Origin of the sequence: Paenibacillus sp. VTT E-133291 (assembly GCF_002264395.1) — a bacterium.
Classification (GTDB): domain Bacteria; phylum Bacillota; class Bacilli; order Paenibacillales; family Paenibacillaceae; genus Paenibacillus_AQ; species Paenibacillus_AQ nitricinens.
On record NZ_NFVA01000066.1, the window covers coordinates 25,466 to 37,698 of the forward strand.

At 45.7% G+C, this 12,233-nt stretch carries 12 protein-coding genes; 4 read left to right on the forward strand and 8 right to left on the reverse strand.

Annotated elements, in window-relative coordinates; genetic code table 11:
* Positions 1-59: 59 nt before the first annotated feature.
* From hisS to CA598_RS32375, 5 genes are all read right to left on the reverse strand, one after another.
* Positions 60-1,313, reverse strand: a complete 1,254-nt coding sequence (gene hisS, locus CA598_RS22455) for a histidine--tRNA ligase (RefSeq protein WP_094877949.1) — start codon at positions 1,311-1,313, stop codon at positions 60-62.
* A 197-nt stretch (positions 1,314-1,510) separates the two neighbouring features.
* Positions 1,511-1,636 (reverse strand): hypothetical protein, encoded by a 126-nt coding sequence (locus tag CA598_RS33065; RefSeq protein WP_256990000.1) that lies wholly within the window; start codon positions 1,634-1,636, stop codon positions 1,511-1,513.
* A gap of 366 nt (positions 1,637-2,002) precedes the next feature.
* Entirely contained in the window at positions 2,003-2,452 is a 450-nt protein-coding gene (locus CA598_RS22460; protein WP_094873673.1) for a hypothetical protein, read from the reverse strand.
* A gap of 43 nt (positions 2,453-2,495) precedes the next feature.
* Positions 2,496-3,005 carry a type 1 glutamine amidotransferase domain-containing protein gene (locus CA598_RS22465; RefSeq protein WP_094877950.1) on the reverse strand — a complete coding sequence of 170 codons (510 nt, stop codon included), beginning with the start codon at positions 3,003-3,005 and terminating at the stop codon, positions 2,496-2,498.
* Positions 3,006-3,153: 148 nt separating this feature from the next.
* Complete coding sequence (locus CA598_RS32375) at positions 3,154-3,309, reverse strand: hypothetical protein (protein WP_179283733.1); 156 nt, start codon at positions 3,307-3,309, stop codon at positions 3,154-3,156.
* 276 nt (positions 3,310-3,585) lie between these two features.
* Here CA598_RS32375 and CA598_RS22470 point away from each other — a divergent pair, with 276 nt between their 5' ends.
* From CA598_RS22470 to CA598_RS22480, 3 genes are all read left to right on the forward strand, one after another.
* Positions 3,586-4,278, forward strand: a complete 693-nt coding sequence (locus CA598_RS22470; RefSeq protein ID WP_094873669.1) for a response regulator transcription factor — start codon at positions 3,586-3,588, stop codon at positions 4,276-4,278.
* A gap of 2 nt (positions 4,279-4,280) precedes the next feature.
* Positions 4,281-5,744 (forward strand): sensor histidine kinase, encoded by a 1,464-nt coding sequence (locus CA598_RS22475; protein WP_179283734.1) that lies wholly within the window; start codon positions 4,281-4,283, stop codon positions 5,742-5,744.
* A gap of 129 nt (positions 5,745-5,873) precedes the next feature.
* Positions 5,874-6,995, forward strand: coding sequence for a TolB-like translocation protein (locus CA598_RS22480; RefSeq protein ID WP_094877952.1), 1,122 nt, complete (start codon positions 5,874-5,876; stop codon positions 6,993-6,995).
* Positions 6,996-7,193: 198 nt separating this feature from the next.
* Here CA598_RS22480 and dtd read toward each other — a convergent pair whose 3' ends face one another.
* Together dtd and CA598_RS22490 are read right to left on the reverse strand one after the other, a co-directional pair.
* Positions 7,194-7,637 (reverse strand): D-aminoacyl-tRNA deacylase, encoded by a 444-nt coding sequence (dtd, locus tag CA598_RS22485; RefSeq protein ID WP_042130480.1) that lies wholly within the window; start codon positions 7,635-7,637, stop codon positions 7,194-7,196.
* 20 nt (positions 7,638-7,657) lie between these two features.
* Positions 7,658-9,838, reverse strand: a complete 2,181-nt coding sequence (locus tag CA598_RS22490) for a RelA/SpoT family protein (RefSeq protein ID WP_042132407.1) — start codon at positions 9,836-9,838, stop codon at positions 7,658-7,660.
* Positions 9,839-10,144: 306 nt separating this feature from the next.
* Here CA598_RS22490 and uraA point away from each other — a divergent pair, with 306 nt between their 5' ends.
* Positions 10,145-11,458, forward strand: a complete 1,314-nt coding sequence (gene uraA / locus CA598_RS22495; protein ID WP_094873661.1) for a uracil permease — start codon at positions 10,145-10,147, stop codon at positions 11,456-11,458.
* A gap of 208 nt (positions 11,459-11,666) precedes the next feature.
* Here the strand turns inward: uraA and CA598_RS22500 are convergent, their stop codons facing one another.
* The gene (locus CA598_RS22500) at positions 11,667-12,185 is read right to left on the reverse strand and encodes an adenine phosphoribosyltransferase (RefSeq protein ID WP_094873659.1); all 519 of its coding nucleotides are present in this window, start codon (positions 12,183-12,185) and stop codon (positions 11,667-11,669) included.
* Between the last annotated feature and the right edge of the window lie 48 nt (positions 12,186-12,233).

A 12,233-nucleotide genomic window follows, 5' to 3' on the forward strand; every position in this document is an offset into this window, starting at 1 on the left:
TTAAAAATACATTTTTAATCTTTCTCTATACAGTCACCCTAAGACGTTAGTCAGATGGTCTAAACTAGTGCCTGACCCAGCTCTTCCAGCTTCACCGTGCGCTGCTCCCCTGTGTTCATCGACTTCACGGTAATCACACCATTCTTCAGCTCATCTTCGCCAAGAATCGCAGTATAACGTGCCGACATACGGTCTGCCGATTTCATCTGTGCCTTCATTTTCCGGCCTAGGTAGTCACGTTCTGCTGAGTACCCTTGGCTACGCAGAATATATAGTTGCTTAGAGATTTCGATATCAGCTTCTTCACCGAGAGCTACAAAGTACACATCCAGTGGCTTCGCCGTCTCCAGCTCTACCTTCTGATCCTCCAAAATGAGGAGAATTCGTTCAAGTCCAATCCCAAAACCAATACCCGGTTGATCCGGTCCACCAATTTCTTCAACCAAACCGTTGTACCGGCCTCCGCCGCCCACGGTATCAATCGAACCAATACCTGCTGCTTTATATTCAAACGCTGTATGCGTGTAATAATCCAGTCCTCTTACAAGGCGAGGGTTAATGGTGAATTCCACACCCATGATATCAAGGTGCATCTTCACCTTCTCAAAATGAGCGGTGCACTCTTCGTCCAGACTATCCAAAATGGAAGGCGCATCTGTAAATTTATCTTGATCGACCTTACAATCCAGCACGCGAAGCGGATTACGCTCCATACGACGCTGACAGTCACTGCAAAGGGTATCCTTCATAGGTCTTAAGAAACCCAATAGTTTCTCCCGATAAGCTGCACGGCTAGGTGCATTACCGACAGAATTGATTTCCACTCTTACATCCTTAAGGCCAAGATCCTTATAGAATTGATAGCCTAAGGATACTACTTCCGCATCAATAGCCGGATCCACAGCTCCAAAAGCCTCAATACCAAACTGATGGAATTGACGATATCTGCCTGCCTGTGGACGCTCATAACGGAACATAGGTCCGATATAATACAGCTTACTTACATCAGGTTCACCGTAAAGCTTGTTCTGAACATAAGCTCTAACGACACCCGCCGTTCCTTCTGGACGAAGCGCCAGATCACGATCGCCTTTATCCTTGAAAGTGTACATCTCGCCTTCTACAATATCCGTTGTTTCGCCTACTCCACGCTCGAATAACCCCGTGTGCTCGAACATCGGTGTACGGATTTCACGGTAATTGAAACGACGGCATAAATCTCTAGCCTTCCCCTCAATATACTGCCATTTCTCCACAGCTCCCGGAAGCACATCCTGCGTTCCTGTAGGTTTCTCGAATCTTTCTTTAGCCACAGTCTATCCCTCCTAAAAAATACCCCTCTAAATCTGCTCTCTTCATCACTTCATCAGGCTAAACAAAACAAAAAATCCCCCGCCCTGTTTATAAAAAACAGGGACGAGGGATTATCATAACCAATAATACACCCGTGGTACCACCCACATTCCGGACCAGAACCATTCTGAATCCGCTCAAAGCGGTTAACGCCCGCCTACGCATAACGGCTACTGATCGCGGCAATATGCATTGCCCACTTTCGCCGTACGTTCTCGGGGAGGTCATTCATTCGCTCATCAACAGAATCCTTGCAGCCAAGCAGAAACGATAGATCATCCATTGTACTGGATATCATCTGAATCTACAGGGGATTCCTCTCTGGCGTTGTGGGTCCTCGAATTACTTGTTCCCGTCATCAAAACCATATGATAAAATCGTATATTTTTAAATTCTACTGAACTACTGTGCTAAAGTCAAGGCAGGAAATGCGAAGCTGAATAAAAAATTCGACAACTTTCAACTTTTGACCTTTAACTTCAACTGTTACAAAAAAAATGACCTGCAGCCGAATGCTGCAGGTCCATCATCATATATTATTAAAAAGGGGGTCATGCCTTTATTATAAACACGCTATATTAAGGAAACATGTATGTAATATTACGATTATATTACATTCATGAAAGCGGTTTATTTTAATAGATTGCTGTTAATCAAATTGCTCCACAAATGCCCCTTTGCCCCGAAGGGTTTCCACAACCTCATTATAATTCTCTTCTGCGACACTTAGGTCCATCACATAACGAAGTTCACTTAAATCCCCATCTTCGAGCTCACCATCTGCTACATCCGCACTAAGCTGGTCTTCATCCACGCTATAATGGGTCTCAGGTTCATCACGCGTTTCTGAGGCGGCAACACCAGGGGCCAACATAGCTCCAGCTGCCGGAGTGCTGCCCGTTCCAAGCGTCCCTACTGTACCAGCCGCTAACGTCGTATTACTAAACGGGGCTATCGGAAACAGAATTCTACGATCTTCCCCAATAGGGTCCGTGAGCGGCCATACCTCCAAGCCATCTACCTTATAACTAATCAATGCTATTTTAGCACCTTCTGCTTCATTTTCCGTTCTAAAATATGCTTGGATTTTTCTGGTCATTACCATTACCTCCTTAGATTATAAGACTCAGTGTTATAAATTGCTATTTCAGGACCTTCAAAATTTCACGAACGAAGGCAGGCTCATCTTTCGGGGTACGTGAAGTAATGTAATTACGATCAACTACCACCTCTTCATTTTTAAACTCCGCACCGGCGTTCACAACATCATCTTTCAACGGAGGATAACAGGTGATGGTACGTCCTTTGAGCAAGTCTGCACTGATCAGAATTTGGGGTCCGTGGCAAATAGAAGCGATAGGCTTACCAGCTTCGTTTGCTTCTTTCACAAACTTCAAAATATCTGCATTTTGCCGTAAATTTTCTGGGGAAGAGCCTCCAGGAATTACTATCGCGTCATAATTACCTGCTTCAACGTCAGCTATAGCTTTATCGGCTGCGTAGGAGACCTCCTTCTTTTTGCCCAGTAAGGTCTCACCTTTCTTTAAACCAATAATGTCAGCTTGATGTCCTGCCTTTATAACTTCATCGTAAGGGACCTTCATCTCAGAATCTTCAAAATCATTAGCTAGTAAAAATGCAACATTACTCATGTGATAAGTTCTCCTCTCTGCTTGTGCAAATGAATAGGTACTTATTGATCTTTCTTGTCGTCTATTACCCTTATCACAATGATTTCTAACCTCTAATCAGAAAATATCCCCGGCTAACCGCATCAAAAAGCCGCCTCCACCACCCATTTCAGGTACGCGGTAAGCGATTACGGCTTCTTCCTTTAATCACCTGAGATTCAATTTCATCTTCCGGCTTTTTGGCTAATGCATAGGCTTCTACGGGACTCCCTGTCGCTAGTACCGGGATACTTCTCCATACCCATGCCTTCTGTGAATGTCTCATTGCTAAGCTCCTTGCATCGTGCGGGATAACTGTCTACCTTTAGTTTATCCAGCTCCAAGAGGGTCTATCCGCGCAAGTATCTACTTACAACAACAGAAACAAGCAGACTTTTAGGCGCAGGACACTTGTAGCCATCAGAAAAAGGAGGCTTACTGGAATTTAGGCTATACTGTTTGATCCGGGTTTGTGCTCCCCCAATGGGTTCGCTTTTGCTGAGCGCAATATGTAGAATAGGCGTATCAAGACAACTGTAGCGAGGTGGAAATAATTAACAGCATGGATAAAAGAGTGCTGGTCGTAGACGATGAATACTCTATCGTGACAGCAATCGCCTATGCATTGCGGCGGGAAGGCTTTCAGGTCGAAACGGCCGCTGACGGCGAAGCCGCGCTTAGGCTTGCCGAATCGTTCCAGCCGCAAGTGTTCGTACTGGACGTCATGATGCCAGGGCTGTCTGGTTATGATGTGTGCCGTCGGCTGGAGAACCGGAGAGGGATTGGCATACTGCTGCTCACGGTCAAGAACGACATTGTAGACAAAGTACTTGGTCTGGAGCTGGGGGCTGATGATTATATGACCAAGCCGTTCGATATTCGGGAGCTCGTCGCCCGAGTTAGAGCGCTGCACCGTCGTGTCGAGAAAAGCGTGGAACATGCTCCCTCCGACAGTCCCATCATGATTGGTGCGGTGACAGTGAATCCGTCACATCGAGACGTACAGGTGGCGGGTGAGAAGGTGGGGCTGACGCCCAAAGAATTCGAGCTGCTACACCTGCTCGTCCTCCATTCGGAACGGGTATACACGCGCGAGGAACTGCTGGATCTTGTCTGGGGGCTCGACTATGACGGGGGCACACGCACGGTCGACATTCATATACAGCGCATCCGTAGTAAGCTTGGCGACAAAGGTCAACATCTGCTCCAGACCGTATACGGAGTAGGTTACAAGGCCACCCGGGAGTCCGTATGAAGGTGAGCTTACGATGGAAGTTCTCCCTGCTGCTCGCTGGCCTCCTGTTGTTCACGGTGAGCGTACTTAGTGTGCTAGTACTACGCAGTATCCGTCACAACCAACGCATTGGACTAGAGCGTGAAATGGCGGAGATGACGAACCGCGCCGAATTGACGGTGAAGATGAGCTACTTGTCCGGGGAACAGGTTAGCTTGAAGGCATTCATGAAATATCGTGGCATGGATCTTTCCAATCGATTAGGGCAATCCAACGGACTGCACGTCCGCCTGTACGATGAGACCGGTGTCGAGATCGGGAATTCACTGCCTCTCGTTCCTTCCCCTGCTCTGCCGGATGCGCTGCAGTATGCACTCCAGGGCAAGATCGCTTATTCGGACGTTCAGGACGTGCTATATTATTTCACACCCCTCATGTTCGAGGAACAAATGATCGCTGTAGTTGAATTCCAGAAACCCGTGGGCGAGCTGCACGCCTTTTACCGGCAGACAAAAACAATGTTCCTCCTATCCGGCTCCATCGTTCTGTTAGCCAGCTTCCTGCTTGGCTTCCTCTATGTCTACCGACAATCTAAAGCTATAACTCGGCTCAAGCAGACGGCGAACAACATTGGAGCAGGAGCGTATATTGATCATGCACCGCTAGTCCGTAAGGATGAACTTGGCGACTTAAGCGAGGGCATTTATAGGATGAGCCGTGAGATTGAATCGAGCATGAAGAAGTTAGAAACGGAGAAAGCGAAGCTATCGCTTGTCGTAGACAAGCTGCAAGTGTTGGAGCAGCAACAGAAGCAATTCATTAATAATATTAGTCATGAACTTAAGACACCTCTCACTTCTATTACTGCATATGCCGATCTACTGGAGCTGTACCCAGATGATCCTTTACTGCTTCAGCAAGCGATTGAAAGCATTCGCAAGGAATCGTCTAGACTACACAAGCTAGTGGAAAACGCGCTGCGCCTTGCCTCACTCGAGAAGTACGAATTCGAATACCAGGCTGAAGCCGTGTCACTTGATATCGTGCTGGACGAGCTGGTCTCTCTGATGAAAGGCAAGGCCGACAAATTCGGACTAACCTTTCAGCTTCACACAGTACCAGCCACCATATGGGCGGAACGCGAGAGTTTAATACACATCTTCGTTAATTTGCTGGACAACGCGATCAAATACAACGTCCCCGGTGGAAGCGTCAATATTCGATTGTATACCGAACAGAATCAGGCAAAGGTAGAAATTGTTGATACGGGAATTGGCATTCCTTCTGAATCCCAGGAACGTATTTTTGAACCCTTCTACACCGCGAACAAGGCGCGTTCAAAAGAAACGAGAGGAAGTGGCTTGGGACTTGCTCTCGTTCAGCAATGGGTGGAGAAGCAAAAAGGAATCATACAATTGAAACGGTCGGACACCACTGGAAGCATGTTTGAAGTACAGTTTCCTCTCTATCATCATGATTCTGTATAAGTCCAACTTCTCCCTCCGCCAAGTCTCGGTACGTTTACAACTTGGAAACAATTCGAAATATTGTGGAGACATCCTGTTGGTACACTCTTATCAGATTTATAACACAACTTAGAAGGAGATACATTAATCATGAAGATGAAACAAATTGGGATCGTAATACTAGCGGTTGGGATCGCAGGCTGCAGCAGCACAACACAGAATAACGGCGGGGGAGCAACTAATGAACCGCCAGTTACCGTCATCGACAAGAACAAGCCAGAGAAGTCTTATTCGCAAGCCGATAAATCAATCACCATGGATCAACTCGAGCGACTTGACGGCCTGTATGCGCAAGATTGGCTGAACGAGAACGAATTGTTAATTGCCCAGACGAATCCGGACGCAAAGAAGATTGATTCTGACTCCGGTCCGATGAAGCCTGCCCAGCTGTACATTTACAATTTGAAAACGAAACAGGTCAAGGCGCTGAAACCAAGCGAAGACCGCGTGCATGAGAGTCCAATAGTCTCGCCGGACGGCCAATATGTCTTTTTCCATGAAAATACCTCGTTCATGATGGACGGTGGCCGCGGTGTCCTTGTACATGTGCCAACCGGAACTAGCCGACTAGTCACGGATCAGGATAAGGGCGGACAGGAATGGGGCCAGTGGACAGACTCCAGTCATCTGATCGTCGGCAACGGTAAGGGTGCTATTCTACAGGTTGGGACAGACAGTAAAGACGAGGTATTGCTTAGCAAAGATAAAAACATCATATTCGATTATGCAGCAAAGACCGGAAATACGCTCTTCTACGTCAACCCTAGTCTTGATAACACATTGTCGGCCTACAATCTGGAGACGAAGAAAGAGACGATCGTGGACAAATCCGTCTGGAGAATGTCGCTGTCACCTGACGGCAATCAGTTGGCCATGCTGAAGAGTACGGGGGATACGGAACGCACGCTGTTCCTCATGAACTCGAACGACACCTCGCAGCAGACTAAGCTCACCGTGACGACTCAGATGTACGCCTTCGATTGGTCCCCGGATAGCTCGTACTTGGCGTTCGCCGTGTATAACAAGGACAAGGACGGCATGAACGGTGTCTACGTTGCGAATGCAAAGACCGGCAAGATCGAGCAGCTCGGAGATTTCCAGGATGTCGCAACCGTCGCCTGGAGCCCTTCTGGCAAGCAAATAATGGTCTCGACGAGCACATTTGTGGATAACAAGCCCAAGCTGACGACTTATCGGCTTATGTTGAAGTAAGTAGGTCAAATTTCAAAAAAATGACAGCGAAATGCCAAATTAAAATCACTATATTGATTACACCAACGGAGAACGGATATTACAATAACAAAAAAAGCGTCCAACATATTAGTCATGACTAATTATGTTGGACGCAAATTTGATTTTTTTGATGTTAAGGTCCTAATAAATACAGAAGCAATTTTCGACAATTTCTTATTAACTGCGACTATCTAGAATAAGAGTAACCGGGCCCCAATTGGTCAGCGATACATCCATCATCGCTCCAAATACGCCCGTCTCTACCTGAAGTCCTCCAGCTCTAAGCTCTTGGTTAAAATAATCATAAAGTCGCTCGGCCTCCGCAGGTGCTGCTGCTCCCATGAAATTCGGCCGTCTCCCCTTACGGCAATCCCCGTAAAGAGTAAATTGGGACACTGAAAGAATAGCTCCCTCAGTCTCTGTAACACTGTAGTTCATTTTACCAGCATCATCTTCAAAAATACGTAGTCCTGCTATTTTATCCGCCAAATATTTGGCATCCTTTTCTGTATCTTCATGCGTAACGCCAACAAGCAGCATCAAACCTTTGCCAATCTCTCCGGTCACTGCCCTATCCACGGTTACTTTGGCGTCCTTACAACGCTGTACTACAACTCTCATCGTACTACTCGCTCCTTGCCCTATTGCATGATCCGATTCACTGTATATACATCCTTGACTCGTTTCACTTTATCTACAACGGATTGCAGATGCTCCGTGTTACGAATGAGAATGGTCATATGAATCATTGCCATTTTATTCTTGTCAGAGCGCCCAGTGACTGCAGAAATGTTCGTTTTACTCTCGGAAACTGCCTGCAGCACTTCATTGAGTAGTCCATTACGATCATGGCCTGTAATCTCAATATCCACACTGTAGTTCGCTTCCATCGTACCTTCCCATTCTACTTCAATCACTCTTGCCGCTTCTTCTCCATCACCTTCACCCGGAATGTTAGGACAATCCTGGCGATGGACAGATACACCCCGGCCCCGTGTAACATACCCTACAATATCGTCACCCGGCACCGGATTACAACATCGTGCAAAACGAACGAGCAAATTCTCAATTCCTTTTACACTTACGCCATTGGTGGGTTGATTACGTTTTTCGCCGGAAGACTTAATCTCTTTCATCTCTGAGGTGAGCTCTAAGTGATTAGCGGCTTCTTCCTGCTCTCTGCGCAGCTTCTCTGTCAAACGGGAAGCAATCTGCGATGCGGTAATTCCACCAAAGCCAACTGCAGATAACATATCCTCAACATCGTTAAAAGCGAATTTCTTTGCAGCTTCTAATAGTTTCTCATCGGAAATCCACTCAGAAACCTCGACATTCAGACGCTTCAGCTCACGTTCAATCGCTTCGCGACCTTTTTCGACATTTTCCTCACGTTTTTCTTTTTTGAACCATTGCTTAATTTTGCTCCGTGCATGTGAGGATTGGGCAATCTTGAGCCAGTCGCGGCTTGGTCCGTAAGAATGCTTAGACGTCAGTATCTCAACGATATCGCCTGTCTTCAGCTTGTGATCCAGCGGCACGATTCGCCCGTTCACCTTAGAACCGATTGTGCGATTCCCCACTTCCGTATGAATACGGAAAGCGAAATCAAGCGGTACAGAGCCCGCAGGAAGCTCAATAACCTCGCCTTTAGGCGTAAATACGAACACGAGATCCGAGAAAAAATCCATTTTGAGTGATTTTACGAACTCTTCGGCATCCTTAGCCTCATGCTGCAGCTCCAATATTTCCCGAAAAAAAGGCATCCGATTCTCTGGATTCACATTATTGCTGGTTCCTTCTTTGTATGCCCAGTGCGCTGCGATCCCGTACTCAGCCGTGCGATGCATTTCCCAAGTGCGAATTTGCACTTCAGTTGGCTCTCCACCAGGACCTACCACTGTAGTATGCAAAGATTGATACATATTCGCTTTGGGCATAGCTATATAATCTTTGAATCGACCTGGCATTGGCTTCCAAAGGGTATGAATAATTCCGAGGGTTGCATAACAATCCTTGATATTATCCACAATGATACGGATGGCCAATAGGTCATAGATCTCATTAAACTGTTTGTTCTTCGTACTCATTTTGTTATAGACGCTGTAGATATGCTTCGGACGGCCTGAAAGATCACCTTCAATGCCCATTTCATCCAGCTTGGCACGAATACGGCCAATTACACTGTCGATAAATTGCTCACGTTCTGCCCGCTTCTTATGCACCAGATTAGCAATGCGATAATACTGCTGCGGATTCAAGTAACGAAGCGCAATATCCTCCATCTCCCACTTAATCGCGGAAATCCCCAGTCGATCAGCCACAGGACAGAAAATCTCCAACGTTTCGTAAGAAATACGACGCTGGCTCTCTTCAGATTGATACTTTAACGTACGCATATTATGCAGTCGGTCCGCTAGTTTGATAACGATGACCCGGATATCCTGAGCCATTGCAATAAACATCTTACGGTAATTCTCGTTCTGCTGCTCTTCCTTTGAGCGAAAACGGATGCGTTCCAGCTTAGTTAAGCCATCCACAAGCATCGCGCAGGTATCGCCAAATTTCGCGCGGATTTGTTCCAATGAGACCGTCGTATCTTCCACAACATCATGCAAAAGCGCCGCAACAATAGATATAACATCCATTTGCATATTGACGACAATATCTGCCACCGCCAGCGGATGCAGAATGTATGGCTCCCCCGACTTGCGGATCTGCCCGTGATGAGCCTGATCGGCAAATTCATAAGCTTCCCGGATGCGGAGAAGATCTTTATCTTTTATATAGGCGCCAGCCTTATCAATTAATCGCTCTATGCCCATTCTCGTCGTATCCGTTTCCTTTCTATAATAAAATGAACCCGCAATCATTCTGAAATCTGCAGGTTCCAATCATTTCGCAAGCAACTTACGCTCTTGTTCAAAGTTGTCTATAATTATGACGCTTACGAAGGATTACGTCAACACTTGCCATCTCATGGTATTCAAGAAGTAAAAGATATGAAAATCGGACAAATTAATAACACTTGTGAAAATGTTGTTGTAAAAATGTCCCGTTCTATTTAATCTAGTAAAGGCGGATTTTCGCTGGACAACATCATATCCATTAAGAAAGAGGAGTGAACTCCATTGCAACGCGAAATTCAAGTTAATGAAAAACTTCCATGGGGCCCCGGTTTTCTATTAAGCCTACAGCATTTGTTCGCCATGTTTGGCAGTACAGTGCTAGTGCCTAACTTGTTCGGGGTTGACCCTGGCATGATTTTGCTGATGAACGGTATCGGCACACTGCTATACATTTGGATTTGCCGTGGTAAAATACCTGCCTACCTTGGCTCCAGCTTTGCATTTATCGCCCCCGTATTATCAGTACTTGCCGATCATAAAGATGATCATATGAAAGGGTACTCTCTTGCTTTGGGCGCTTTCATCATCACTGGTGTTATCTTTGTGCTCGTTGCTTTAATCATCCGTTATGCTGGAACAAAATGGATCGATGTTGTCTTTCCTCCAGCAGTAATGGGAGCTATCGTAGCAACGATCGGACTTGAACTTGTGCCTGTTGCCGCGCGAATGGCAGGACTTATTGCCCCTGAAGGTGTTGCAGTTGCAGACTGGACTCCAGATGGCAAAGCAATCACGCTTTCTATGGTGACACTGGGCGTAACCGTAATTGGAGCTGTACTCTTCCGCGGTTTCCCAAAGATCATTCACATCCTCATCGGTATCGTAACTGGTTATGGTTTAGCTTATATTATGAAAATGGTGGATACGGCTGCAATATCTAATGCGAATTTTTTAGCGCACCCTACCCTTGTTACTCCATCCTTCGATTGGAATGTTATCCTGACTATCATCCCAGTATCGCTAGTAGTAATCGTTGAACATATTGGACACTTACTTGTAACCAGCAATATTGTTGGCAGAGATCTGGCTAAAGACCCTGGACTTGATCGATCTCTGATGGGTAACGGGATATCTACAATTATCTCCGGTTTTATCGGTTCTACTCCAAATACAACCTACGGTGAGAACATCGGTGTTATGGCATTAACTAAAGTTTATTCTGTATATGTGATCGGTGGCGCAGCAGTGATTGCAATTCTGCTATCGTTCTCTGGTACTTTCTCCTCCGTTATCGCTAACATACCGACACCTGTAATGGGCGGCGTATCACTACTGTTGTTCGGTGTAATTGCCGCATCCGGTCTGCGAATCTTCGTAGAGCAAAAAGTTGATTTTTCCAAAGCTACTAACATGATTATGGCTACGCTGGTGCTTGTTGTCGGAATTAGTGGTACAACCCTTACTATGGGTAGCGTAAAACTCAGTGGTATGGCTCTAGCTACAATTGTTGGTATCGTTCTAGCCTTATTCTTCAAACTCATTGAAGTTCTTGGACTGTCAAATGAAGGTGGAGAAAGCGATAAAGCAGCTCACTAATTTATTTATGAATTAATCATTCAAAAAGACTGCTTCAGATCCATTTTATGGATTGAGCAGTCTTTTTTTTGTGTCTCTTTTGATCAAAAAATTGAAAAACAGCAACCCTCCGCAAGTAGTGACAGAGAATTGCTGTTGTTTGCACTTTTCCACATGATTCGATACATAAATCCCGATTTATTTCCCGGGAAAAGACAATTATATCGTATTAATCTTCGTAATCAACTAATGTCATAACTTCAATTCCGGAAAGCTTATTACGTCCAGCAAGCTCAACCAATTCAATCAAAAACGCTGCGCCTACCACTTTACCGCCAAGCTGCTCCACAAGGCTAACCGAAGTAGCTATAGTACCTCCTGTTGCTAACAAGTCATCAGCAATCAGTACATTTTGTCCAGGCTTAATGGCATCCGTGTGAACAGCAAGTGTATCTTTACCATATTCAAGATCATATCCAACCTCGATCGTCTCATACGGCAGTTTACCACTCTTACGAATTGGCACAAAACCTACACCCAATGCATATGCGAGAGGTGCGCCAACTACAAAACCACGTGCTTCCGGTCCAGCGATCACATCGATTTCTAAGTGGGATACAAGTGCTTTCAGGGCATCAATGGCCTGGCGATATGCATCACCGTCTTTTAGCAAAGTGGTGATGTCTTTAAAGCTAATACCTTCTTTTGGGAAATCAGGAATCACGCGAATACTATCTTTAAAATCCAAATTTTTCATCTCCTAAAAGTTTTGTTAGCATAGGCTACTTTGAGTTCG